The sequence below is a fragment of the Pseudomonas sp. CFBP13508 genome (assembly GCF_005233515.1).
In the GTDB taxonomy this organism is placed as follows: Bacteria; Pseudomonadota; Gammaproteobacteria; order Pseudomonadales; family Pseudomonadaceae; genus Aquipseudomonas; species Aquipseudomonas mercuritolerans.
In genome coordinates this window covers 566,422-590,343 of record NZ_QFZZ01000003.1, presented here as the reverse complement: position 1 = coordinate 590,343, position 23,922 = coordinate 566,422, and the positions used below count along the sequence as shown (strand labels likewise).

The window sequence follows — 23,922 nt, the reverse complement described above, 5'->3', positions numbered from 1 at the left end:
CTGTAGGAGCTGCCGAAGGCTGCGATCTTTTGATCTTCAGGATCTGAACTGACTCGGCGCCACGCCACTCCAGCGCACAAACGCATGGCGGAAACTCGCGGTCTCGCTGAAGCCCAGCGTCTCGGCGATCCGGTAGATCGGCAGCTGATCTTCACACAACATCTGCTTGGCCCGTTCGAAGCGCAGTTCATCGAGCAGTTCCTGATAGCTGCTGCCCATGTCTTTCAAATGCCGACGCAGGGTGCGCGGTGAGCACTTCATCTGCTGCGCCAACCCCTCCAGGCCCGGCGCGGCATTCAATTGTGCGCTGAGCAACTGCCGAATCCGCCCCAGCCAGGCCTGGCGTCCGGTGAATTCCAGATTCTGTTTGCGGCAGCGCTCGGCCATGGCCTGATGGGTGATCGCGTCGGCCAGCGGCAGCGGCTGATCGAGCCAATGGCGGTCGAAGGCGAAGGCGTTGTCCTTGGCCGAAAAGTGCAGCGGCGAGTTGAAGGGTTCGGCGTAGCTGGCGCGATAGTCCGGCGCTGCATGTTCAAAGCGCGTGGCGCGTAGCGGCAGCGGATGGCCGAGCAAGTCGTCGCAGATGACTTTCAGGGACACCAGACAGAATTCGGCGTTGAACACCGCCATCGCCGCGCTTTCACGGTAATCAGCAGCGACGAACCACACCTGCTCGCCATCGTCTTCCAGGCTCAGTTCGAACAACGTGCCCAGCAGCGCCGGATAACGGATCGCCAGACGCAAAGCGTCACCGAAGGTGGCACAGGTCAGCAGGGCGTAACCGAGCATGCCGTAACAGGACACGTGCATGCGTCGGCCCAATTCGAGACCGATGTCACGCTTGAGCGCGACCGCGTTGGTGCAGACCTGCATCTCTTGATGGGTGGTGATGCGCGTATCGGCACGCTGCAGATCCGCCGCCACGATGCCGCTGCCAGCCAGCAGCGCCTCGCTCGACAGACCTTCGGCCTTGAACGTGTTGAGGATCAGCGAGACCGCGTTGAGGGTGGTGAGGTGGGAGTGGAGCATGGGATCTTCCAGCCTGGAGGTGGCTGGAACGCAGCAAGTTGCATGCCGCAGGCCCTCACCCCAGCCCTCTCCCAGGGGGAGAGGGGGCCGAACGGGGGATATTGCAGAAATACACCGACGTGAGACACCGCCGCCGAATCCATAATCGACACTGTTCATCAGGTCGGTGTATAGCGCAAGACACTACGATCAGTTCCCTCTCCCTCTGGGAGAGGGTTAGGGTGAGGGGCAATCCAGCGCCGTGCTCAGATCAACTCACCACACAAATCCAGTTCGATCAATCGTCGCACTTCAGCCGTTTCCAGCCCGGCCCCCAGCAAGCCATGCAACTTGCCGAGCGCCGCCTCGCGCGTCATACCGCCACCGGACAACACGCCGACACCGCGCAAACGACTGCCCGCTTCATACACATCCAGCTCAACGCCCCCTTCATGGCACTGCGTGACCGCGACCACCACCACGCCGTTATCCCGTGCGCGGCCAAGGCTGGCGAGGAATTGCGGGTTGTCGCTCGGCCCTGTGCCGCTGCCGTAGCATTCCAGCACCAGACCTTGAATGCCGCTGTCGAGCAGACCATCGAGAACCTCGGCACTGATCCCGGGAAACAGCGGCAACACCGCCACTTTTGCCAGTTGCTTCGGCTGGTTGTAGTTCAGCGCGACTGGAATCGACGGCGCCTTCACACCACCGCCCTGACGCTCCAGGCGTTTGAACGGATGGCGGCCGAAGCTGCGCACTTTCGCGCAGCGGGTCGGCGCCAGCAGTTCGCCGTGGAAGTACAGGTGCACGCCCGGCGCCAGGCCTTGGCCGAGGGCGACCAGCGCGCCGCCGAGGTTTTCCCAGGCATCGCTGTCGGTCACGCCCGCCGGCAACATCGAGCCGGTGAAACACACGCGGGCATGCAGGCCGAGCAACTGAAAACTCATCGCCGCCGCGCTGTACGCCAGCGTGTCGGTGCCGTGCAGGATCAGCACGCTGTCGCAGCCTTGCACGTCCACGGCATCGACCACCGCTTCGCGCAGTTGCTGCCAGTAGGCCGGGGTCATGTTGGCGCTGTCGATCAGCGGCGACATTTCCCGAAAATGCCACTGCGGCACTACCAGCTCAGGCTGGCTGTGCAGGTAGTCGCGCATCCGCGCTTCGAAACCGGACGCCGGGGCCAGCCCGTTGGCGCTGGCCTGCATGCCGATGGTGCCACCGGTGTAGAGCACCATGACGTGTTGAGCGGCGGGATAGGTCGACGAGCTCATAGGATTCTCCGAAACGATGAGGGTCCTGTGGGAGCGAGCCTGCTCGCGAAAGCGGTGTGTCATTCAACAATGATGTTGGTTGAAAGTCCGCCATCGCGAGCAGGCTCACTCCTACAGGTTATTGCATCACAATAACTGACGGGCGCAGGGGATGCGCCCGTCATTCACCTGTCAGCGTTGCGCTGCAGGTACGCCTTGCGGCGCAGTTTCAGTCTGGCCCGCCGCTGCTGGCGGGTTGACCGGCCAGGCGTTGCGATCCAGATCCAGGTCGGCGAATTTGCTCGAGTCGAACACTGGCTGTTTGACGCCGGCGCGACGCTGCTCATCGTAGTCGCGCATCACCCGCAGGCCGACCTTGAACAGCATGGCCAGGGCCACGAGGTTGACGAAGGCCAGGCAGGTCATGGTGATATCGGCGAAGGCGAATACCGTCGTCAGGTCCTGCATCGAACCCCACACCACCAACGCCAGCACCAGGCCGCGGAACAGCATCAGCAGGGCGCGGTTGCGGCTGAGGAACTGCAAGCTGTTCTCGCCCAAGTAGTAGTTGTAGAGGATGCAGGTGAAGACGAACAGCGACAGCGCGACGCTGACGAACATGCGACCCCAGTCACCGACCACGGCAGCCAGCGAGTTCTGGGTCAGGACGATACCGTCACCTTCAAAGCCCGGGGTGTAGAAGCCCGACAGCAGGATCAGCAGCGCGGTGCAGGTGCAGATCACGAAGGTGTCGAGGAACACGCTGAAAGCCTGGACCACGCCCTGCGCGCCCGGGTGCTTGACGGCGGCCACAGCGGCGACGTTCGGCGCACTGCCCAGGCCCGCTTCGTTGGCGAACACGCCACGCTTCACGCCCATGACAATGGCGCTGCCGAGCAGACCGGCAAAGGCCGGGTCGAGGCCGAAGGCGCTCTTGAAGATGGTTTCCAGCATGGCCGGTACGTGTTCGATCTGGGTGCCGATCACGTACAGGGTCACGCCGATATAGGCCAGGGTCTTGATCGGTACCAGCAGGTCGGAGACCGAAGCGATGCGCTTGATCCCGCCGATAAAGGTGATGGCCAGCAGCACCGCCAGGACGATACCGGTGTGTTGTGGGTTGAAGTCAAAGGCGTTCTGCAGCGAGTGGGTCACGGTGTAGGACTGCAGGCCGATGAAGGCGAAGCCGTAGGTGACCAGCAGCAGAACGGAGAAGACTATCGCCATGCCTTTGAGCTTGAGCCCGTGCTGGATGTAATACGCCGGGCCACCACGGTACAGGCCGTCGCCATCGGCGCGCTTGTAGACCTGGGCCAGGGTGCACTCGAAGAAGCTGCTGGACATACCGACCAGTGCGGTCACCCACATCCAGAACACCGCACCCGGACCACCGAGGGTCACGGCGATGCCGACACCGGCAATGTTGCCTGCACCGACGCGGCCGGCGAGGCTGAGCATCAAGGCCTGGAACGAGCTGAGTTGCCCGGCGCTGCCTTTGAGGCTGTCGCGGAACACCGCGAACATGTGGAAAAAATGACGCAGTTGAACGAAACGCGAGCGAATCGTGAAGTAGCTACCGAGCCCGACAATGAGCACGATCAGTACTTTCCCTGAGAGGAAGTCGTTGATGACTTCGAGCATGGATTTATCCTCGCTGTTTTTTGTGGGTGCAAATGCTGGATCGGAGAAACATCGTGTTACACCGGTCTGCGCGCGGCACGACGGGTGAGGCGAAGGTTTCGTCCCGGATCCATATCGCGGGTTTTGTTATTAGTTCGGGTTTCGCATGGGTTATGGCCTCGTTACCGACGACCGCTCACGCGAAGAGGGGCGGCACTATACCGATCAGTGGCGCGCCCGTCTGCACGGTAGTGGTGCAAGCGACGAAACGAGGTTGCTGCAAATCAAAAGATCGCAGCCTTCGGCAGCTCCTACAGGTGCACGTCAATCCTGTAGGAGCTGCCGAAGGCTGCGATCTTGGCGGTATCGAATACACAAAGCATCTAACGTCCTGCCCGCAAAGAAGTTAAAAAAAAGGGCTCGGGGACAAAATCCCCAAGCCCTCAAAAGGTGAGAGGTGTCTAGTCCCTCGACCTGGTGAGCGGTGCTACAAGTTCGCGTCGGCTCAGGCTTTGAGCGGAACCAGACGCGGGGCAATCATGTTTTCCGGGCGCAGGATGTCGGCGAGCATGGCTTCGTCGAGCAGACCTTCTTCGCGCACCAGTTCCAGCACGCCACGGCCGCTTTCAAGGGCGATACGGGCGATGCGGGTGGCGTTTTTGTAGCCGATATACGGGTTCAGTGCGGTGACCAGACCGATCGAATGCTCGACCAGTTCACGGCAGCGCGCTTCGTTGGCGGTGATGCCGACGATGCAGTGCTCGCGCAGCATGTCCATGGCACGTTGCAGCAGGCGGATCGAATCGAGGATCTTGAAAGCGATCAGCGGCTCCATCACGTTCAGTTGCAGCTGGCCGCCTTCGGCTGCCATGGTCAGCGCCAAGTCGTTACCGATGACCTGGAACGCGACCTGGTTCACGGCTTCCGGGATCACCGGGTTGACCTTGCCGGGCATGATCGAGCTGCCTGGCTGACGCGCCGGCAGGTTGATTTCATTGATGCCGGTGCGTGGGCCGCTGGACAGCAGGCGCAAGTCGTTGCAGATCTTCGACAGCTTGACCGCGGTGCGCTTGAGCATGCCGGAGAACAGCACGAACGCGCCCATGTCGGAGGTCGCTTCGATCAGGTCGGCGGCCGGTACCAGCGGTTGGCCGCTGATCAATGCCAGACGTTGAACAGCCAGTGCCTGATAACGCGGGTCGGCGTTGATGCCGGTGCCGATCGCGGTGCCGCCCAGGTTGACTTCGGTCAGCAGTTCCGGGGCCAGCGTCTTCAGACGCGCGAGGTCTTCGCCCATCGTGGTGGCGAACGCGCGGAATTCCTGGCCGAGGGTCATCGGCACGGCGTCTTGCAGTTGGGTACGGCCCATTTTCAGGACGTGGTCGAACTCTTTGCCCTTGGCCGCGAAGGCCTGGATCAGGCTGTCGAGACTGGCCAGCAGCGCGTCGTGACCCAGCAGCAGACCCAGACGGATCGCCGTCGGATAGGCGTCGTTGGTCGACTGCGCCATGTTCACGTCGTCGTTTGGGTGCAGGTACTGGTATTCGCCTTTCTCGTGGCCCATCGCTTCCAGAGCAATGTTGGCGATCACTTCGTTGGCATTCATGTTGGTGGACGTGCCGGCGCCACCTTGAATCATGTCGACCACGAACTCTTCGTGGTAATCGCCGCGGATCAATCGGGCACAGGCTTCGCTGATGGCAGCGTGCTTGGCTTCGCTCAGGTGACCCAGCTCGCGGTTGGCGTCAGCGGCGGCCTGTTTGACCATCGCCAGGCCCACAACCAGTTTCGGGTAATGCGAGATCGGAACGCCCGAGAGGCGGAAGTTGTTCACCGCTCGCAGGGTCTGGATGCCGTAGTACGCATGGGCCGGTACTTCGAGGGCGCCAAGCAGGTCGGTTTCTGTGCGGAAAGATGCAGCGGAGGACATGATAGAAATCATCTCGATAAGGACCCGGTCTGTGCCGGAACGCTGCGAATGCTAGGCTTGTGGGGATTTTTGGGCCAATGCTGTTCAGCACTGCCCTATGCACATTCGGCATAATGCCCATGTGACGCCGCCTGTGCGGCAGACGTGTGACCTGTTTTGGTGCGTGTCCGGGAGGACGTGATGAATCTGGAAAGCAAATGGCTCGAGGACTTCAGTGCCCTGGCCGCCACCCGCAGCTTCTCGCAGGCAGCCGAACGGCGCTTCGTGACTCAGCCGGCGTTCAGTCGGCGGATCCGCAGCCTCGAAGCGGCGCTGGGGCTGACCCTGGTCAATCGCTCGCGCACGCCGGTCGAACTGACGGCGGCGGGGCAGTTGTTCCTGGTGACCGCGCGCACCGTGGTCGAACAGCTCGGCGAAGTGCTGCGCCATCTGCATCATCTGGAAGGCGGGCAGGGCGAGGTGATGCAGGTGGCGGCGGCACACTCGCTGGCGCTGGGCTTTTTCCCGCGCTGGATCGCCCAGTTGCGCAACGAAGGGCTGAACATCGCCACGCGGCTGGTGGCGACCAACGTTGGTGACGCCGTGCACGCTTTGCGTGAAGGTGGCTGCGATCTGATGCTGGCGTTCTATGACCCGGATTCGGCGATGCAGATGGACCCGGAAATCTTCCCGTCGCTGCACTTGGGCCAGACCGAAATGCTGCCGGTGTGCGCGGCAGATCTGGATGGCAAACCGCTGTTCGATCTGGAAGGCGAGGCGAGCGTGCCGTTGCTGGCGTACAGCGCCGGGGCGTTTCTCGGCCGATCGGTGAACGGCTTGCTGCGCCAGCGCCAGTTGCGCTTCACCACGATCTACGAAACCGCGATGGCCGACAGCCTGAAAAGCATGGCGCTGGAAGGCCTCGGCATTGCCTGGGTGCCGCAACTGAGCGTACGCGCAGAGTTGGCGCGCGGTGAGCTGGTGGTGTGCGGCGGCCCGCAATGGCATGTGCCGCTGGAGATTCGTTTGTACCGCTGCGCCCTGGTACGCAAGGCCAACGTGCGGTTGCTGTGGCGCAAGCTTGAAGGCGGTGCTGCCCAAAACGCTTGAAGCTGATGAAGATCGAATGTGGGAGCGAGCCTGCTCGCGAATGCGCAGCGTCAGGCGCTGAGGTACGGCTGACACAACGCTTTCGCGAGCAGGCTCGCTCCCACAGGGGGATTTTTGCGCTGTTCTTTCGCTGACCTCAAGGTCAATAAAACCGGGCCTTTCGCTCATTTGACAGATGGTCGTTTCGGGGGCTGTTTATTGCTTTCTTTGCGGTATACTGCGCGGCCTTCGGCCGGCACGTCCGGCCATTTTTCGTACAATCAAGCCACGCAACCTGCGTGGCTTGTTGTTTTATGACGCGCCTGCGGGCGCTCCAGAGAGAAGAGGCGCGACGATGAGTGCACTGGTTGGCGTGATCATGGGCTCCAAGTCCGATTGGTCCACCCTTAGCCACACCGCCGATATGCTGGAAAAGCTCGGCATCCCGTACGAGGTCAAGGTGGTTTCCGCCCACCGCACCCCGGATCTGCTGTTCCAGTACGCCGAAGAGGCTGAAAGCCGCGGCATCGAGGTGATCATCGCCGGTGCCGGTGGCGCAGCCCACCTGCCAGGCATGTGTGCGGCCAAGACCCACCTGCCGGTGCTGGGCGTGCCGGTGCAGTCGGCCATGCTCTCGGGCGTCGATTCGCTGCTGTCGATCGTGCAGATGCCGGCGGGCATTCCAGTTGCCACCCTGGCCATCGGCAAGGCTGGCGCGATCAACGCCGCGCTGCTCTCGGCAAGCATCCTCGGCGCCAAGCACCCGCAATTTCACGCGGTACTGAAAACCTTCCGTGCCGAGCAGACAGACAGCGTCCTGGACAATCCAGACCCACGTATTGCCTGAGGTTGTTGAGATGAAGATCGGTGTAATCGGTGGCGGCCAGTTGGGTCGCATGTTGGCCCTGGCGGGCACTCCGCTGGGGATGAACTTCGCTTTTCTCGACCCTGCGCCGGACGCTTGCGCCGCTGCGTTGGGCGAACACCTGCGGGCCGATTACGGCGATCAGGATCATCTGCGCCAACTGGCCGATGAAGTCGATCTGGTGACCTTCGAATTCGAGAGCGTCCCGGCCGAAACCGTGGCGTTTCTTTCGCAATTCGTGCCGGTCTACCCGAGCGCCGAAGCCCTGCGCATCGCTCGTGACCGCTGGTTCGAAAAGAGCATGTTCAAAGACCTCGGCATTCCGACCCCGGCCTTCGCCGACATCCAGTCGCAAGCCGACCTGGACGCCGCCGTCGCTTCGATCGGTCTGCCGGCCGTGCTGAAAACCCGCACCCTGGGTTATGACGGCAAGGGCCAGAAAGTCCTGCGCAAGCCGGAAGATGTTGCCGGTACGTTCGCCGAACTGGGCAGCGTTGCCTGCCTGCTGGAAGGCTTCGTGCCATTCACCGGCGAAGTGTCGCTGATCGCCGTGCGTGCCCGCGATGGCGAAACGAAGTTCTATCCACTGGTGCACAACACCCACGACAGCGGCATCCTCAAGCTGTCCGTCGCCAGCACCGATCACCCGTTGCAGGCGCTGGCCGAAGATTATTCCAGCCGTGTGCTCAAACACCTCGACTACGTCGGCGTGATGGCTTTCGAGTTCTTCGAAGTCGACGGTGGCCTGAAAGCCAACGAAATCGCCCCGCGCGTGCACAACTCCGGGCACTGGACCACTGAAGGCGCCGAGTGCAGCCAGTTCGAAAACCACCTGCGTGCCGTGGCCGGCCTGCCGCTGGGTTCGACCGCCAAGGTCGGCGAGAGCGCGATGCTCAACTTCATCGGCGTAGTGCCGCCGGTGGAAAAAGTCATCGCCATCGAAGACTGCCATCTGCATCACTACGGCAAAGCTTTCAAGGCCGGACGCAAGGTCGGCCATGCCAACCTGCGCTGCGCCGACATGGCCACGCTGCAGGCGCAGATCATCAAGGTCGAAGCGCTGATCGCCGAGTAAACCAGTTTCATGTGGCAGCGGCGGAACCATTCAGGGGCCGCCGTTCTCTCATGGCAGGATGCCAAAGTCTGTCTAGGCTTTGGCATATCTACCAAATCAGAGGGAAATGCCATGGGAATTATCGGAACCATCTTTATCGGCTTGATCGTCGGCCTGCTGGCTCGGTTCCTGAAACCGGGCGATGACAGCATGGGCTGGATCATGACCATCCTGCTCGGTATCGGCGGTTCGCTGGCAGCCACCTACGGCGGCCAGGCTCTGGGCATCTATCAGGCGGGCGAGGGCGCGGGTTTCCTCGGCGCACTGGTCGGCGCTGTCGTGTTGCTGGTGATCTACGGTCTGATCAAAAAGAACTGATCGAAAGCGACAAAGCCCTCTCGGCCAGCGCGGCCGGGAGGGCTAGAATGCGCGGCGACTCACCGTCCATTCCTTTGCCAGCCGAGCACCTTCATGCGCCGTCTTCTGTTGACTCTCCTCTTGCTGGGCAGCGGTCTCGCCCACGCCGGCGAACTGCCGGAAACCGACTGGCTGGAACTGATGCCCAAGTCGGATCAAAAGGCCCTCGAGGCCATGCCGGAAATCGACCACAACACCCCCGAAGCCACCGGCACCTTCACCGAGAAGGGCGGGATGAAACAGGCCAAGGGTCTGCCAGCGGTGATGTATTCGACGAAAACCGTGGCGTCGATGAATGACAAACACATCCGCATCGGTGGTTACCCGGTGCCGCTGGAGTCCGATGCCAAGGGCCGCAGCACGCTGTTCTTCCTCGTGCCGTATCCCGGCGCCTGCATCCACGTGCCGCCACCGCCGCCCAATCAACTGGTGCTGGTGCGTTATCCGAAAGGGTTGAAGCTGGAGGACATCTACACACCGCTATGGGTGACCGGCACGCTGAAGATCGAAAAGGTCAGCAATGATCTGGCGGATGCAGCGTATGCGCTGGAGGCGGAGAAGGTGCGGGTGGTGGAGGAAGCTGACCTCTAAAGCAAAAGATCGCAGCCTTCGACAGCTCCTACATTGGAATGCATTTTCCTGTAGGAGCTGCCGAAGGCTGCGATCTTTTGATCTTAAAGCGGTTTGCTGGCCACGCTAACGCCCAAGGTATGGCTCTCCCCCGGCGTCAGCGTGACGATGTCATCCATCACATTGGCCGTCTCGATGCACAGCATGCGCTGCCAGCCATCGTTGTCCATGTCCGGCAGGGCGGCGGCGCGGTCGATCCACGGGTTCCAGATCACCGCAGTGCGCGAGCCGGTAGAGGTCAGCACGATGCGTCGTTCCCAGCTCGGATCAACGATGCTCAATTGCGGCGGAGCATTGAGGTAGATGCGGTCGGTCTCGCCGGCGAAATGCAGATCGCCGCTCTGGCTGGCCGTGTTCCAGTCATCCAGGGTCTCGATGTAGTTGAGCCCGGCCACGCCGTCGACATGCACATTGCGCGCGTCACTCACGGCGAAATAGGTGTGCAGCGCCTGACTCAGCGTAACGCTGTCAGTACCCCGGTTATGGCTGGTAAGGCTGTAATGCAACTGATCCGCCAGATGCAGGGTCAGGGTCAGGTCGACCTCGTGGGGCCAGCCCGGCAGGCCACCTTCCGGGTAGGGCAGCTTGAACTCGACCTTGATGCCGTCAGCCTCTGATTCGATGCCGCCCAACTCCCAGTCCATCGCCCGTACCAGACCGTGCGCGGGGGCCGGTTGCGCGCCGGTGTACATCGCCTGCACGCTGCTCGGGTTGCGTTCGAATTTGCCGAACCACGGCCAGCACACCGGCACGCCGGCGCGGATGCTTTTGCCGGTCCTGAACTCGGCCTTGTCGTTGAGCCAGATGATCGGCGGCTGGCCGTCGATCTGATAACTGAGGATGTGCGCGCCTTGCTGGGCCACCAGCACTTCGGCCTTGCCGTGGCGGATGCGCCAGCAGTTCAGTTCATCCTGTTTCACGGCTTCAACGTTGGGCGTGTTCATGGGCAACTCTCGATCAGACACTGGGGACGACTATCGACCGCAAAACGGCCGCGAGGTTTAACGTGCGCGTGGCGGCACCGAGCGGGTGCGACCGCTGCCGTCGATGGCGACGAAGACGAAAACCGCTTCGGTGACCTTGCGCCATTCGCTGGAGAGTGGGTCATCGCTCCACACTTCGACCATCATCTGGATCGAGCTGCGGCCGATTTCCAGGGTCTGGGTATAAAAGGACAACTGCGCGCCGACCGCGACCGGGACGAGAAACGCCATGCGGTCGATGGCGACAGTGGCAACGCGGCCGCCGGCCACCCGGCTGGCCATGGCAGTGCCGGCCAGATCCATCTGCGCGACCAGCCAGCCGCCGAAAATATCGCCAAAGCCGTTGGTTTCGCGGGGAAGTGCGGTGATTTGCAGGGCCAGGTCGCCCTGTGGGATCGGATCTTCTTGTTCGAGCTCTATCATGCCGAGGGGCCTCTGACCCATGACTCTTCGTGGGTATTGCGAGTGGTAGCCGTCTTCAAGAAAAACGATTCAACACCGAACACACTGCGTTCGTCACGTTTTCCATCAGGCGCCTAAAGGGAAACTCTGCGAAAAAGGCTAAATCCCGAGCAAAGGACGGGCCAACAACGTTTTCGCACAGCAATCTCTTACAAATCCTGCGCAGGTGGCGAGTATATCGGTCGATAGACCCCGCGACGACCACCCGGTTCTGATTTCGACCGTCAATTACGCGCCTCTATGTGCTTTTTCGAACAATTTGCTATGGTGCCGAACCTGTCCAAGCCACCGCCAGCGTTGTTGTGGCGACAGATTCGACTATAAGAGAAGCCCTTGCCATGACCACAGCGCCTTCGAGCCTCGCGCAGCCCGAGCAACCCGCACGACCGTTGACCCGCAATGACTACAAGACTCTGTCGCTGTCCGCCCTCGGCGGGGCGCTGGAGTTCTACGATTTCATCATCTTCGTGTTCTTCGCCACCGTCGTCGGCAAGCTGTTCTTCCCGGCCGACATGCCAGAGTGGCTGCGCTTGATGCAGACCTTCGGCATCTTCGCCGCCGGCTATCTGGCGCGGCCGCTGGGCGGCATCGTCATGGCGCACTTCGGCGACCTGCTGGGGCGCAAGAAAATGTTCACCCTGAGCATCTTCATGATGGCCGTGCCGACGCTGATCATGGGCTTGCTGCCTACTTACGCGCAGATCGGCATCTGGGCGCCGATCCTGTTGCTGCTGATGCGGGTGATCCAGGGCGCAGCGATTGGCGGTGAGGTGCCGGGGGCGTGGGTATTCGTTTCCGAACACGTACCGCAAAAGCACATCGGTTATGCCTGCGGCACGCTCACCAGCGGCCTGACTGCCGGCATCCTCCTCGGCTCGCTGGTCGCCACGGCGATCAACAGCATTTATACGCCAGCCGAAGTGTCGGATTACGCCTGGCGGATCCCGTTCCTGCTCGGCGGCGTGTTCGGCCTGTTCTCGGTATACCTGCGTCGCTGGCTGCACGAAACTCCGGTGTTCGCCGAACTGCAACTGCGCAAGGCACTGGCCGAAGAAGTGCCGTTGCGCGCGGTGCTGCGTGATCATCGCGGCGCCATCGCGATTTCGATGCTGCTGACCTGGCTGCTGTCGGCCGGCGTCGTCGTAGTGATTTTGATGACCCCGACCGTGCTGCAAACCGTCTACCACTTCTCGCCGACCACGGCGCTGCAAGCCAACAGCCTGGCCATCGTCTTCCTCAGCCTCGGCTGCATTGGTGCCGGCGCGCTGGCCGATCGCTTCGGCGCCGGCCGTGTATTCGTGTTCGGTTGCCTGGGCCTGCTGATCAGCTCCTGGACCTTCTACCACAGCCTCGCCGACCACCCGGACTGGCTGTTCCCGCTGTACGCACTGACCGGTTTGCTGGTCGGCACCATCGGCGCGGTGCCGTACGTGATGGTCAAGGCGTTCCCGCCGGTGGTTCGCTTCAGTGGCCTGTCGTTTTCCTACAACGTCGCGTACGCGATCTTCGGTGGCTTGACCCCGATGGTGGTGAGCCTGCTGCTGAAGGAAAGCGCGATGGGGCCGGCTTACTATGTTGCGGTGCTGTGCGGGATGGGGATTGTGGTCGGGGCGTGGCTGTGGAAGAAGGGGCGCTAAAGCCCAGGATCTACTCCACCAATACCGGCCACTTCGCGAGCAGGCTCGCTCCCACAGTTGGAATGCATTTCAATTGTGGGAGCGAGCCTGCTCGCGAATGGGGACGCCACAAATCATCCAGCAAAACCCGATGCTGGCCTTTCATCCAATTGTCATATTTCAGCCATAGAGTGTTCACACGGCCTGCTGATACTTGGCCCCGACTTAACACACCCTATCTGCTAGGAGTAAGGCATGAAACTGAAGCGTTTGATGGCGGCAATGACTTTTGTCGCTGCTGGCGTTGCGACTGCCAACGCGTTCGCCGCTGTTGACCCTGCTATCCCGAGCTACACCAAGACCACTGGTGTGTCGGGCAACCTGTCCAGCGTCGGTTCCGATACCCTGGCCAACCTCATGACCCTGTGGGCTGAGAACTACAAAAAAGAATACCCGAACGTCAACATCCAGATTCAGGCTGCCGGTTCTTCCACCGCGCCACCTGCGCTCACCGAAGGCACCGCCAACCTGGGCCCGATGAGCCGCAAGATGAAAGACAACGAGCTGCAGGCTTTCGAACAGAAGTACGGCTACAAGCCGACGGCGATCCCGGTTGCCGTGGATGCCCTGGCCGTGTTCGTGCACAAGGACAACCCGATCAAGCACCTGACCATGGCCCAGGTCGATGCGATCTTCTCCTCGACGCGCCTGTGCGGTGCCAAAGCTGACGTCAAGACCTGGGGCGACCTCGGTGTGACCGGTGACCTGGCCAACAAGCCAGTCCAGCTGTTCGGCCGTAACTCGGTGTCCGGCACCTACGGCTACTTCAAGGAAGAAGCCCTGTGCAAAGGCGACTACAAACCAAACGTCAACGAACAACCAGGTTCGGCGTCGGTGGTGCAGTCGATCAGCAGCTCGCTTAACGGCGTCGGCTACTCGGGTATCGGCTACAAGACTGCCAGCGTGAAAACCGTTGCCCTGGCCAAGAAAGAAGGTGGCGAGTTCATCGAAGACACCGAAGAAAACGCCCTGAACGGCAAGTACCCGCTGTCGCGCTTCCTCTACGTTTACGTCAACAAAGCCCCGAACAAGCCTCTGGCCCCGCTGGAAGCCGAGTTCGTGAAACTGGTGCTGTCGAAGCAGGGCCAGGAAGTGGTAGTGAAAGACGGCTACATCCCGCTGCCAGCCAAGGTTGCTGCAAAAGCACTGGCTGACCTCGGTCTGCAGGAAGGCGGCGCTGTCGCCAAGAAGTAACACCTGAGGCCGGCCTGACGCCGGACTCCTGTGGGAGCGAGCCTGCTCGCGAAGGGGGCGTCACATGCACCATCGATGTGACTGACCCGACGCTTTGACGAGCAGGCGCGCTGCCGCAACCACCAAATTTTCGACTCCGCTGCCGGACCTTCCGGGTGGCGGATTTGCTGCGTCACTGCATTGTCATCTTTCTGTCATACAGGATCGCTAGGGTGTGCGCATGAATGATCTGGCCAATTCCCCAATGACTACGACTTCCCCTCCCAAGCGCATTGATTTCAATACGCCTGAGCTGCAACGCAAGCGCCGAATTCGCGCGCTCAAGGATCGCTTCACCCGTTGGTACGTCCTCGTCGGCGGCCTGGCGGTGCTCGCGGCCATCACCCTGATCTTCTTCTTCCTCGCTTACGTTGTTGCGCCCCTGTTTCAAGGTGCCGACCTGACCGCGAAAGACTCGATCACCCCGGCCTGGATGCAGGACGCCGGCAAGCCGCTGATGATCTCGCTCGAGGAGCAGAATCAGGTGGCCATGCGTGTGTCCGACAAGGGCCAGGCGCTGTTCTTCGATCTCGACAGTGGCGCTGAATTGAGGCGTGTCGATCTGCCGCTGCCTGCGGGTACCACCGTGACGTCGATTGGCGAAGACCAGCCGGGTCATCCGCTGGTGGCCGTGGGCCTGTCCAACGGTCAGGCGCTGGTGTTCCGTCACACCTATAAAGTCAGCTACCCCGATGGCAAGAAAACCATCAGCCCGGCCATCGAATATCCCTATGGCGAGGCACCGATCGCACTGAACGAAAGCGGCGGCGCGCTGGAGCATGTCAGCCTCAACGCCACCGATTCGACGCTGATGCTGGTCGGCTCCACCGGCTCGCAACTCAATGTGCTGTCGCTGACCAGCGAAGAAAACATGATGACCGGCGAAGTCACCAACGAGCAGACGCGCATCGATCTGCCGCAAATGACCGAGCCGGTGAAAAACATCTTCGTCGACCCGCGCCAGCAGTGGCTGTACGTGGTCAACGGTCGTGCTCAGGCCGACGTATTCAGCCTGCGCGACAAGAGCCTCAACGGGCGCTACAAACTGCTGGAAAACGCTGACGCCCAAGTCACCGCCACCGCGCAGCTGGTCGGCGGTATCTCGCTGATCATCGGCGATTCCAAGGGCGGTCTGGCCCAGTGGTTCATGGCCCGCGATACCGATGGCGAGCAGCGTCTGAAGCAGATCCGCACCTTCCAGATGGGCACCACGCCGATCGTTGAAATCGCTGCCGAAGAACGCCGCAAAGGTTTCCTCGCCCTCGATGCCAGCGGCAAGCTCGGCGTGTTCCACAGCACCGCGCACCGTACGTTGCTGGTCGATCAGGTGGTTGAAGGCCAGGGCCTGTTTGGTCTGTCGCCGCGCGCCAACCGAGTGATCGTCGAAGCCGGCGGCAAGCTGCAACCGCTGCTGCTCGACAACCCGCACCCGGAAGTATCGTGGAGCGCGCTGTGGAGCAAGGTCTGGTACGAGAACTACGACGAGCCTAAATACGTCTGGCAATCGACCGCCGCCAACACCGATTTCGAACCGAAACTGAGCCTCTCGCCGCTGACCTTCGGCACCCTGAAAGCCGCGTTCTACGCCATGCTGCTGGCCGCGCCACTGGCCGTCGCTGCGGCGATCTACACCGCGTACTTCATGGCCCCGGGCATGCGCCGCAAGGTCAAACCGGTGATCGAACTGATGGAAGCGATGCCGACGGTGATCCTCGGTTTCTTCGCTGGTCTGTTCCTCGCGCCATACGTAGAGGGCCATCTGCCGGGCATCTTCAGCCTGCTGATGTTGCTGCCGATCGGCATTCTGGTCGCCGGTTTCACCTTCAGCCGTCTGCCTGAATCGATCCGCCTGAAAGTCCCGGATGGCTGGGAAAGTGCGCTGTTGATTCCGGTGATCCTGTTTGTGGGCTGGCTGTCGCTGTACATGAGCCCGTTCATGGAGAACTGGTTCTTCGGCGGCGACATGCGCATGTGGATCTCCCACGACCTGGGCATCACCTACGACCAGCGCAACGCTCTGGTGGTCGGTCTGGCCATGGGTTTTGCGGTGATCCCGAACATCTACTCGATCGCCGAAGACGCCGTGTTCAGCGTGCCGCGCGGCCTGACCCTGGGTTCGCTGGCCCTCGGTGCGACGCCGTGGCAGACCATGACCCGCGTGGTGATCCTGACCGCCAGCCCGGGGATTTTCTCGGCGCTGATGATCGGCATGGGCCGTGCGGTCGGCGAAACCATGATCGTGCTGATGGCCACCGGCAACACCCCGGTCATGGAGATGAACCTGTTCGAAGGCCTGCGCACCCTGGCCGCCAACGTCGCGGTGGAAATGCCCGAGTCGGAAGTCGGCGGCAGCCACTACCGCGTGCTGTTCCTCTCGGCGCTGGTGCTGCTGCTGTTCACCTTCGTCATGAACACCCTGGCAGAACTGATTCGTCAGCGTCTGCGCAAGAAATACTCGTCGCTTTAAGCAAAGGTAGAAGTCTGTGAAACAGAACTCCCTGAAAGGATGGTTCAAGAGCGGCGCCCCGGGCGTCTGGATCAGCGGTGGCGCGGTGTCCATCGCGGTCATCATGACCATTGGCCTGTTGGCGGTGATTGCCGTGCGCGGTCTCGGTCACTTCTGGCCGGCGGATCTGATCCACGCGCATTACGACGTGCCGGGCCAGGCCAATCACCTGGTGATCGGCGAAGTGGTGCAGAAAGAAGAAGTGCCGCGCGCACGTCTGAAGAGCGCCGGACTGCCGGTGCCTGACGAAGGTCCGGAATTCATGACCCGCGAGCTGATCAAGGTCGGCAACCGTGACCTGAACGGCAACGACTTCACCTGGATCGTCGGCGAGTGGCTGACCAAGCAGACCACGCCGCCGGAGTTGATGGCGATCGAGCGTCGTGAATGGGGTAACTTCTACGGTTACCTGGTCAACGTCAAACAGGACGGCAAGGTCATCGCCGAGGGCGAGGCCGCATGGCCTGAACTGCAAGCGCGCATCGAGCGTGTGAACGATCTCGCGGCTCAACTGAAGACGCTGGAAAAAACCGACATCGGCGCGATCAACGCCGGCCTCGAACGCATCCGTCTGCATGGCCGCAAACTCGAGCTGGAAGGCAAGCTCGACGCCACCGCACAAGCGGACATGGAATCCGAGCGCGCCGAGCTGGACGCGCGCTACAAGGACATCGAAGCACGTCTGTCTGATTTGCATGCTCAGTTCAACCGCGACGCCTTGACCGCCCGTGACGCCAACGGCAAGGAAATCGAAATCGGTCTGGGCAAAGTCGTGCATGCCTACCAGCCAAACGGCATGAGCACGCTGACCAAAGTCGGTTTTTACTTCAGCAAGATCTGGGAATTCCTCTCCGACGACCCGCGTGAAGCGAACACCGAAGGCGGGATCTTCCCGGCGATCTTCGGCACCGTGATGATGACCCTGATCATGGCGATGATCGTCACCCCGTTCGGCGTGCTGGCGGCGGTGTACCTGCGCGAATACGCCAAGCAGAACACTCTGACCCGGATCATCCGCATCGCGGTGAACAACCTCGCCGGCGTACCGGCGATCGTCTACGGCGTGTTCGGTCTGGGCTTCTTCGTCTACGTGCTGGGTGGCTCGGTCGACCGCTTGTTCTTCCCTGAAGCTCTGCCGGCGCCGACCTTCGGTACGCCGGGCCTGCTCTGGGCTTCGCTGACCCTCGCTCTGCTGGCGGTACCGGTGGTGATTGTGGCGACCGAAGAAGGTCTGGCGCGGATTCCGCGTACCGTGCGTGAAGGTTCGTTGGCCCTCGGCGCGACCAAAGCGGAAACGTTGTGGAAAATCGTTATCCCGATGGCCAGCCCGGCCATGATGACCGGCATGATCCTCGCCGTGGCCCGTGCCGCCGGTGAAGTGGCGCCGCTGATGCTGGTAGGGGTGGTGAAGCTGGCGCCGTCGTTGCCGGTGGACGGCAACTACCCGTACCTGCACCTGGACCAGAAGATCATGCACCTGGGCTTCCACATTTATGACGTCGGCTTCCAGAGCCCCAACGTCGAAGCAGCCCGCCCGCTGGTGTACGCCACCGCGCTGCTGCTGGTGCTGGTGATCGCAACGCTGAACCTGTCGGCGGTGTATATCCGCAACCACCTGCGTGAAAAATACAAAGCACTGGATAGCTAAAGCCATTAGCCACAAGCGGCAAGCTACAAGCCGCTTTTGCTCAAACTTGCAGCTTGCAGCCAGAAGCTTGCAGCTACGAACGGAGTGAGAACCATGCAGCACGAAACACACAGCCACGGCATCAACATGTCTGCCCTGGGCCGCGACAAGCAGAGCCTGGACCTGGCGCAGGAAACCGTCGCCATCGAAGTGCCGGGCCTGAGCCTGTACTACGGCGAGAAACAGGCACTGTTCGACGTCAGCATGAACATCCCGAAGCAGCGCGTGACCGCGTTCATCGGCCCGTCCGGCTGCGGTAAGTCGACGCTGCTGCGTACCTTCAACCGGATGAACGATCTGGTCGACGGCTGCCGCGTCGAAGGCGCGATCAACCTGTACGGCAACAACATCTATCGCAAGGGCGAAGACGTGGCCGAACTGCGTCGTCGCGTCGGCATGGTGTTCCAGAAGCCCAACCCGTTCCCGAAGACCATCTACGAAAACGTGGTGTATGGCCTGCGCATTCAGGGCATCAACAAAAAGCGCATCCTCGACGAAGCCGTCGAGTGGGCATTGAAAGGCGCGGCGCTCTGGGATGAAGTCAAAGATCGCCTGCACGACTCGGCCCTCGGCCTGTCCGGTGGTCAGCAACAGCGTCTGGTCATCGCCCGCACCATCGCGGTTGAGCCTGAAGTGTTGCTGCTCGACGAGCCGTGCTCCGCTCTCGACCCGATCTCGACGCTGAAAGTCGAAGAGCTGATCTACGAGCTGAAGTCCAAGTTCACCATCGTCATCGTTACCCACAACATGCAACAGGCGGCACGGGTGTCCGACTACACCGCGTTCATGTACATGGGCAAACTGGTGGAATTCGGCGATACCGATACCCTGTTCACCAATCCGGCGAAGAAGCAGACCGAAGACTACATCACCGGTCGCTATGGCTAACCGTGCAGCTGCAAGCCGCAAGCTTCAAGCGGCAAGTAAGAGCGGTTCGAGTACGACACAAATCAGCTTGCGGCTTGTAGCTTGCAGCTCATGGCTTTTGCGGAGCAAATCATGATTTCGAAGGAAGGTTTAACCCATCACATCTCTGCGCAGTTCAACGCTGAACTGGAGGAAGTGCGCAGCCACCTCCTGGCCATGGGCGGGCTGGTCGAGAAGCAGGTCAACGACGCGGTGACCGCGCTGATCGAGGCCGATTCCGGCCTGGCTCAGCAGGTCCGTGAGATCGATGACCAGATCAACCAGATGGAACGCAACATCGACGAAGAATGCCTGCGCATTCTCGCCCGTCGGCAGCCGGCGGCGTCTGACCTGCGTTTGATCATCAGCATTTCCAAGTCGGTGATCGACCTTGAGCGTATCGGCGACGAAGCCACCAAGATCGCCCGTCGTGCCATCCAGTTGTGCGAAGAAGGCGAAGCGCCGCGTGGTTACGTCGAGGTTCGTCACATTGGTGACCAGGTACGCAACATGGTGCGCGATGCGCTGGACGCCTTCGCCCGTTTCGATGCCGATCTGGCCTTGTCGGTGGCGCAGTACGACAAGATCATCGACCGCGAATACAAAACCGCCCTGCGTGAGCTGGCCACCTACATGATGGAAGACCCGCGCTCTATCTCACGGGTGCTGAGCATCATCTGGGTCCTGCGCTCGCTGGAGCGTATCGGCGACCATGCGCGCAACATCTCCGAACTGGTGATCTACCTGGTGCGCGGCACCGACGTGCGCCACATGGGCCTCAAGCGCATGAAGGAAGAAGTTGAGGGCACAAGCGCTGAAACCGCTAATGTTCCGGGCGAAGCTGACGATAAGTAAGATTGCCTGAGAAAAGCGCCCGGCCCTCTGGCCGGGCGTTTTTGTTTGTGCTTTTCACAAGGCAGATCGAATTAAAAAGCAGCACCCGCGAACGAAAAGTCCCGGCGTGACTGAAGAGTTTTGGCAATGTGCCATCAGCCAGCGTTATGCTTGCCGGGATTTTAATAGGGGTGTTGGATGAGCAAGATCAGTGTGTTGGTCGTGGACGATGCTTCGTTCATTCGTGACCTGGTGAAAAAGTGCCTGCGTAATTACTTCCCGGGGATCCGCACCGAGGACGCCATCAACGGCAAAAAGGCCCAGGCCATGCTGGCCAAAGAGGCTTTCGACCTGGTGCTGTGCGACTGGGAAATGCCGGAAATGTCCGGCCTCGAACTGCTGACCTGGTGCCGCGAGCAGGACAACCTCAAGACCATGCCGTTCGTCATGGTCACCAGCCGTGGCGACAAGGAAAACGTGGTCCAGGCGATTCAGGCCGGCGTTTCCGGCTACGTCAGCAAGCCGTTCACCAACGAGCAGCTGCTGACCAAGGTCAAGCAGGCACTGAACAAGGTCGGCAAGCTCGACACCTTGATGAACAGCGCGCCGACCAAGATGAATTCGGCGTTCGGCAACGATTCCCTGAGCGCGTTGACCGGCGGCAAGCCTGCCGTGGTTGGCGGCGCTGCGGCCAGGCCTGCCGCTGCTGCCCCCGCTCCAGCCGCTGCACCGTCGCGCGGTTTGCTCAACAGCCCGCCAGTTCAGGCGCCCGGTGCATCCAAGGCGCCGGTGGGCGGTCGTGGGCAGGGCCAGCTGCGGTTGCCGAGCGGCAATCAGCAATGCGTGATCAAGGCCTTGAGCATCAAGGAAGCCCTGCTGGTAGTGAAGCGCACCGAAACCCTGCCGCAGATCCTCGACAGCGCCGTGCTCGATCTGGAGCAGGGCGATAACGCCGAGATCGCGCGCCTCAATGGTTACCTGCACGCCATCGTCGCCCACGAGCAGAAAGCCGACAGCGACTGGCTGCAACTGACCTTCCGTTTCGTCGACCAGGATGCGCAGAAGCTCGACTACATCTCGCGCCTGATCGCCCGGGGCACGGCGCAGAAGCACTTCGTACCCGGCGCGTAAGCTTCGTCGCCCGATAGGCCGCCTTCGCGAGCAGGCTCGCTCCCACCCTGGAACGCATTCCAAATGTGGGAGCGAGCCTGCTCGCGAAGGGGCCAGCCGAAACACCACCCATCTCCCGCGCTGGGCAATTTGAAACATCTGTCGACTAGCCTGGTCTGTCTCAGCTGCTAGGCTGATTCCCAGGCCTTCCTTCGACAGACTTTTGCCCATGCTCGCGCGCCTGCTGTTTTTCTGCGGTCTCTGCCTGGCCTCCCAGCTGGCGATGGCCATGACCATCTACAAATCCACCGATGCCAATGGCGTGGTCTCGTACAGTGACCGCCCGAGCAAAGGCGCGAAGGTGTTCGTGTTTCAGGATCGCATGGTCGAGCGCCTCGACCGCCAGGTGTACCTGGACATCAAGAAGCAGAAGGGCGTTGATGTAGTGTTTGCGCGCAACGATCTGTACGCGCCGGTCGAGGTTGCCCTGGCCTTCATCGGCACGAGCAATGTGCGTGGCGCGCCAGCGCAGGCGATCCGTCGCGTGCTGCCACCGCGCAGCAATACGCGGCTGGCGCTGCTGACGGCGATCAGCCGCGACCAGCCGCTGGTGTACTCGCCGCAGTTCCAGTATTCGCTGGGCGACCCCGCAGGCACCGCGCAGAGCTATCGCTATCCGCTGCCCTGGCGTGGCGGGCCGTTTCGCCTGAGTCAGGGCGCCAACGGCCAGTACAGCCACTATGGGCCGAAGAACCGCTACGCCATGGACATCGCCATGCCGGTGGGCACGCCGATCATCGCCGCGCGAGCGGGAGTGGTGGTCAAGACCGAGAACTCCCAGAGCGGACGCGGCACCGATGCCTCCGGCAATTTCGTGCGGGTGCTGCACGACGACGGCACCATGGGCGTGTACCTGCATCTGAAACAGGGTTCGGTGAGTGTGCGCGAAGGACAACGGGTCAAGGTCGGCAGCCCGCTGGCGCTGTCCGGCAACACCGGCAACAGCAGCGGCCCGCACCTGCACTTCGTGGTGCAGCGCAATACCGGAGAGGGGCTGGTGTCGATTCCCTATCAGTTCAACCAGCCGCTGGGGGCGTTGCCCAACTTTGCGTTGGGCAAGCAGTAGGCGCGATAGGGTGTCGAGGGTTTTTGTGGCGAGGGGATTTATCCCCGTTGGGCCGCGAAGCGGCCCCAAATATTGCGACTCTGTACTAACTGACTGCATTCAATGGTTTTGGGACGGCTGCGCCGTCCAACGGGGATAAATCCCCTCGCCACAAGAGCTCCCCAAACTCCCATCAATCCAGCATCAACACCTTGGCCAGGACAATCTTCGGCCCTTTCATTTTCTTGATGATGATGCGCAGGCCTTCGACTTCCAGCACTTCTTCCTCTTCCGGCACCCGTTTCAGGGTTTCGTAGACCAGCCCGGCGAGGGTTTCCGCTTCGATGTGATCCAGATCGATGCCGAGCAGGCGCTCGACCTTGAACAACGGCGTATCGCCACGCACCAGCAGCTTGCCCGGCTGATAGGCGAGGATGCCGCGCTCTGCCTTGCGGTGTTCGTCCTGAATGTCGCCGACCAGCACTTCCAGCACGTCTTCCATGGTCAGATAGCCGATGATGTTGCCGTCAGCCTCCTCGACCACGGCGAAGTGCGAGCCGCCCTTGCGGAACTGCTCCAGCAGTTGCGACAGCGGCATGTGCCGCGATACGCGCTCCAGCGGGCGGGTCAGCTCGGCCAGGTTGAACGACTCGGGAATGTGGTCCAGTGCGGCCAGTTCCAGTAGCAGATCCTTGATGTGCAGCAGGCCGACGAACTCCTGGCGCTCGCTGTCGTACACCGGATAACGGCTGAACTTGTGGCGACGGAACATCGCCAGGATTTCCTTCAGCGGCGCGTTGAACTCCAGGGTGATCAGGTCTTCGCGGGAGTTGGCCCAGTCGACCACTTCCAGCTCGCCCATTTCCACCGCCGAGGCCAGTACGCGCATGCCCTGATCGCTCGGGTCCTGGCCACGGCTGGAGTGCAGGATCAGTTTCAGTTCTTCGCGGCTGTAATGGTGTTCATGGTGCGGGCCGGGTTCGCCTTGCCCGGCGATACGCAGAATCGCGTTGGCGCTGGCGTTGAGCAAATAGATCGCCGGGTACATCGCCCAGTAGAACAGGTACAGCGGCACCGCCGTCCACAGCGACAGCAGCTCGGGTTTGCGGATCGCCCACGACTTGGGCGCCAGCTCGCCGACCACGATGTGCAGATACGAAATGATGAAGAACGCGGTGAAGAACGACACGCCTTTGATGATCTCGGGCGAGTCGACGCCGACTGCGCTCAGCAGCGGTTCGAGAATGTGCGCGAACGCCGGTTCACCGACCCAGCCCAGGCCAAGGGAGGCGAGGGTGATGCCGAGCTGGCACGCCGACAGGTAGGCATCGAGCTGACTGTGCACGGTGCGCAGGATGTGCCCGCGCCAGCCGTGTTGTTCAGCGATGGCCTCGACCCGGGTCGAGCGCAGTTTGACCATGGCGAATTCCGCCGCAACGAAAAAGCCGTTGAGCAACACCAGGATCAGAGCAAAAAGGATCATGCCGAAGTCGGCGAAAATAGTAGCGAGGGACAAGCCAGGGGAAGGGTCCATGATGGAGTTTTGCGGGTTCCGTGTGATTCGAAAGTAGGGAGTAA

At 61.5% G+C, this 23,922-nt stretch carries 20 protein-coding genes; 13 read left to right on the top strand and 7 right to left on the bottom strand.

Annotation, left to right across the window (positions count from 1 at the left end):
* Window positions 1-36 precede the first annotated feature (36 nt).
* The 4 genes from PspCFBP13508_RS11125 to aspA all read right to left on the bottom strand — a co-directional run bounded on the left by PspCFBP13508_RS11125 (window position 37) and on the right by aspA (window position 5,808).
* Window positions 37-1,029: an AraC family transcriptional regulator gene (locus PspCFBP13508_RS11125; RefSeq protein ID WP_039757283.1), complete on the bottom strand. Its 993-nt coding sequence runs from the start codon at window positions 1,027-1,029 to the stop codon at window positions 37-39.
* 245 nt (window positions 1,030-1,274) lie between these two features.
* The gene (locus PspCFBP13508_RS11120) at window positions 1,275-2,279 is read right to left on the bottom strand and encodes an asparaginase (RefSeq protein ID WP_137214444.1); all 1,005 of its coding nucleotides are present in this window, start codon (window positions 2,277-2,279) and stop codon (window positions 1,275-1,277) included.
* A gap of 171 nt (window positions 2,280-2,450) precedes the next feature.
* Window positions 2,451-3,899, bottom strand: a complete 1,449-nt coding sequence (locus PspCFBP13508_RS11110) for an alanine/glycine:cation symporter family protein (protein WP_016772471.1) — start codon at window positions 3,897-3,899, stop codon at window positions 2,451-2,453.
* A gap of 484 nt (window positions 3,900-4,383) precedes the next feature.
* Window positions 4,384-5,808, bottom strand: a complete 1,425-nt coding sequence (gene aspA / locus PspCFBP13508_RS11105) for an aspartate ammonia-lyase (protein ID WP_016772472.1) — start codon at window positions 5,806-5,808, stop codon at window positions 4,384-4,386.
* 180 nt (window positions 5,809-5,988) lie between these two features.
* Between aspA and PspCFBP13508_RS11100 the strand changes: the two genes are divergently transcribed.
* The 5 genes from PspCFBP13508_RS11100 to PspCFBP13508_RS11080 all read left to right on the top strand — a co-directional run bounded on the left by PspCFBP13508_RS11100 (window position 5,989) and on the right by PspCFBP13508_RS11080 (window position 9,803).
* Complete coding sequence (locus tag PspCFBP13508_RS11100) at window positions 5,989-6,897, top strand: LysR substrate-binding domain-containing protein (RefSeq protein WP_073470875.1); 909 nt, start codon at window positions 5,989-5,991, stop codon at window positions 6,895-6,897.
* Window positions 6,898-7,231: 334 nt separating this feature from the next.
* On the top strand, window positions 7,232-7,723 hold the full coding sequence (gene purE, locus PspCFBP13508_RS11095; RefSeq protein ID WP_007920220.1) for a 5-(carboxyamino)imidazole ribonucleotide mutase: 492 nt from the start codon (window positions 7,232-7,234) through the stop codon (window positions 7,721-7,723).
* A 10-nt stretch (window positions 7,724-7,733) separates the two neighbouring features.
* Window positions 7,734-8,816 carry a 5-(carboxyamino)imidazole ribonucleotide synthase gene (locus tag PspCFBP13508_RS11090; protein WP_041476593.1) on the top strand — a complete coding sequence of 361 codons (1,083 nt, stop codon included), beginning with the start codon at window positions 7,734-7,736 and terminating at the stop codon, window positions 8,814-8,816.
* Window positions 8,817-8,927: 111 nt separating this feature from the next.
* Complete coding sequence (locus PspCFBP13508_RS11085; protein ID WP_016772475.1) at window positions 8,928-9,173, top strand: GlsB/YeaQ/YmgE family stress response membrane protein; 246 nt, start codon at window positions 8,928-8,930, stop codon at window positions 9,171-9,173.
* A gap of 93 nt (window positions 9,174-9,266) precedes the next feature.
* Window positions 9,267-9,803 (top strand): DUF3299 domain-containing protein, encoded by a 537-nt coding sequence (locus PspCFBP13508_RS11080; protein ID WP_137214443.1) that lies wholly within the window; start codon window positions 9,267-9,269, stop codon window positions 9,801-9,803.
* Between the two features lie 83 nt (window positions 9,804-9,886).
* On the opposite strand, the gene PspCFBP13508_RS11075 is transcribed toward PspCFBP13508_RS11080, so the two are convergent.
* Together PspCFBP13508_RS11075 and PspCFBP13508_RS11070 are read right to left on the bottom strand one after the other, a co-directional pair.
* On the bottom strand, window positions 9,887-10,786 hold the full coding sequence (locus tag PspCFBP13508_RS11075; RefSeq protein ID WP_137214442.1) for a D-hexose-6-phosphate mutarotase: 900 nt from the start codon (window positions 10,784-10,786) through the stop codon (window positions 9,887-9,889).
* Between the two features lie 57 nt (window positions 10,787-10,843).
* Window positions 10,844-11,248, bottom strand: a complete 405-nt coding sequence (locus PspCFBP13508_RS11070) for an acyl-CoA thioesterase (protein ID WP_003229628.1) — start codon at window positions 11,246-11,248, stop codon at window positions 10,844-10,846.
* 377 nt (window positions 11,249-11,625) lie between these two features.
* Between PspCFBP13508_RS11070 and PspCFBP13508_RS11065 the strand changes: the two genes are divergently transcribed.
* The 8 genes from PspCFBP13508_RS11065 to PspCFBP13508_RS11030 all read left to right on the top strand — a co-directional run bounded on the left by PspCFBP13508_RS11065 (window position 11,626) and on the right by PspCFBP13508_RS11030 (window position 22,365).
* Window positions 11,626-12,924 (top strand): MFS transporter, encoded by a 1,299-nt coding sequence (locus PspCFBP13508_RS11065; protein ID WP_073470879.1) that lies wholly within the window; start codon window positions 11,626-11,628, stop codon window positions 12,922-12,924.
* A 234-nt stretch (window positions 12,925-13,158) separates the two neighbouring features.
* On the top strand, window positions 13,159-14,157 hold the full coding sequence (locus tag PspCFBP13508_RS11060) for a phosphate ABC transporter substrate-binding protein PstS (RefSeq protein WP_016772480.1): 999 nt from the start codon (window positions 13,159-13,161) through the stop codon (window positions 14,155-14,157).
* A gap of 220 nt (window positions 14,158-14,377) precedes the next feature.
* Window positions 14,378-16,663, top strand: a complete 2,286-nt coding sequence (locus PspCFBP13508_RS11055; protein ID WP_137214441.1) for an ABC transporter permease subunit — start codon at window positions 14,378-14,380, stop codon at window positions 16,661-16,663.
* Between the two features lie 16 nt (window positions 16,664-16,679).
* Window positions 16,680-18,350, top strand: coding sequence for a phosphate ABC transporter permease PstA (gene pstA, locus PspCFBP13508_RS11050; RefSeq protein ID WP_137214440.1), 1,671 nt, complete (start codon window positions 16,680-16,682; stop codon window positions 18,348-18,350).
* 93 nt (window positions 18,351-18,443) lie between these two features.
* Window positions 18,444-19,277 carry a phosphate ABC transporter ATP-binding protein PstB gene (gene pstB, locus PspCFBP13508_RS11045; protein WP_016772482.1) on the top strand — a complete coding sequence of 278 codons (834 nt, stop codon included), beginning with the start codon at window positions 18,444-18,446 and terminating at the stop codon, window positions 19,275-19,277.
* Between the two features lie 111 nt (window positions 19,278-19,388).
* Entirely contained in the window at window positions 19,389-20,150 is a 762-nt protein-coding gene (gene phoU / locus PspCFBP13508_RS11040; protein WP_016772483.1) for a phosphate signaling complex protein PhoU, read from the top strand.
* 177 nt (window positions 20,151-20,327) lie between these two features.
* On the top strand, window positions 20,328-21,260 hold the full coding sequence (locus PspCFBP13508_RS11035; protein ID WP_130910101.1) for a response regulator: 933 nt from the start codon (window positions 20,328-20,330) through the stop codon (window positions 21,258-21,260).
* A 208-nt stretch (window positions 21,261-21,468) separates the two neighbouring features.
* Window positions 21,469-22,365 carry a M23 family metallopeptidase gene (locus PspCFBP13508_RS11030; RefSeq protein WP_122506249.1) on the top strand — a complete coding sequence of 299 codons (897 nt, stop codon included), beginning with the start codon at window positions 21,469-21,471 and terminating at the stop codon, window positions 22,363-22,365.
* 172 nt (window positions 22,366-22,537) lie between these two features.
* Here PspCFBP13508_RS11030 and PspCFBP13508_RS11025 read toward each other — a convergent pair whose 3' ends face one another.
* Window positions 22,538-23,878 carry a hemolysin family protein gene (locus PspCFBP13508_RS11025; protein WP_016772486.1) on the bottom strand — a complete coding sequence of 447 codons (1,341 nt, stop codon included), beginning with the start codon at window positions 23,876-23,878 and terminating at the stop codon, window positions 22,538-22,540.
* Window positions 23,879-23,922 lie beyond the last annotated feature (44 nt).

Bases quoted from the DNA above. Each gene is read 5' to 3' on its own strand.
- PspCFBP13508_RS11125 (WP_039757283.1), bottom strand. From the start codon at position 1,029: ATGCTCCACTCCCACCTCACCACCCTCAACGCGGTCTCGCTGATCCTC.
- PspCFBP13508_RS11120 (WP_137214444.1), bottom strand. From the start codon at position 2,279: ATGAGCTCGTCGACCTATCCCGCCGCTCAACACGTCATGGTGCTCTAC.
- PspCFBP13508_RS11110 (WP_016772471.1), bottom strand. From the start codon at position 3,899: ATGCTCGAAGTCATCAACGACTTCCTCTCAGGGAAAGTACTGATCGTG.
- aspA (WP_016772472.1), bottom strand. From the start codon at position 5,808: ATGTCCTCCGCTGCATCTTTCCGCACAGAAACCGACCTGCTTGGCGCC.
- PspCFBP13508_RS11100 (WP_073470875.1), top strand. From the start codon at position 5,989: ATGAATCTGGAAAGCAAATGGCTCGAGGACTTCAGTGCCCTGGCCGCC.
- purE (WP_007920220.1), top strand. From the start codon at position 7,232: ATGAGTGCACTGGTTGGCGTGATCATGGGCTCCAAGTCCGATTGGTCC.
- PspCFBP13508_RS11090 (WP_041476593.1), top strand. From the start codon at position 7,734: ATGAAGATCGGTGTAATCGGTGGCGGCCAGTTGGGTCGCATGTTGGCC.
- PspCFBP13508_RS11085 (WP_016772475.1), top strand. From the start codon at position 8,928: ATGGGAATTATCGGAACCATCTTTATCGGCTTGATCGTCGGCCTGCTG.
- PspCFBP13508_RS11080 (WP_137214443.1), top strand. From the start codon at position 9,267: ATGCGCCGTCTTCTGTTGACTCTCCTCTTGCTGGGCAGCGGTCTCGCC.
- PspCFBP13508_RS11075 (WP_137214442.1), bottom strand. From the start codon at position 10,786: ATGAACACGCCCAACGTTGAAGCCGTGAAACAGGATGAACTGAACTGC.
- PspCFBP13508_RS11070 (WP_003229628.1), bottom strand. From the start codon at position 11,248: ATGATAGAGCTCGAACAAGAAGATCCGATCCCACAGGGCGACCTGGCC.
- PspCFBP13508_RS11065 (WP_073470879.1), top strand. From the start codon at position 11,626: ATGACCACAGCGCCTTCGAGCCTCGCGCAGCCCGAGCAACCCGCACGA.
- PspCFBP13508_RS11060 (WP_016772480.1), top strand. From the start codon at position 13,159: ATGAAACTGAAGCGTTTGATGGCGGCAATGACTTTTGTCGCTGCTGGC.
- PspCFBP13508_RS11055 (WP_137214441.1), top strand. From the start codon at position 14,378: ATGAATGATCTGGCCAATTCCCCAATGACTACGACTTCCCCTCCCAAG.
- pstB (WP_016772482.1), top strand. From the start codon at position 18,444: ATGCAGCACGAAACACACAGCCACGGCATCAACATGTCTGCCCTGGGC.
- phoU (WP_016772483.1), top strand. From the start codon at position 19,389: ATGATTTCGAAGGAAGGTTTAACCCATCACATCTCTGCGCAGTTCAAC.
- PspCFBP13508_RS11035 (WP_130910101.1), top strand. From the start codon at position 20,328: ATGAGCAAGATCAGTGTGTTGGTCGTGGACGATGCTTCGTTCATTCGT.
- PspCFBP13508_RS11030 (WP_122506249.1), top strand. From the start codon at position 21,469: ATGCTCGCGCGCCTGCTGTTTTTCTGCGGTCTCTGCCTGGCCTCCCAG.
- PspCFBP13508_RS11025 (WP_016772486.1), bottom strand. From the start codon at position 23,878: ATGGACCCTTCCCCTGGCTTGTCCCTCGCTACTATTTTCGCCGACTTC.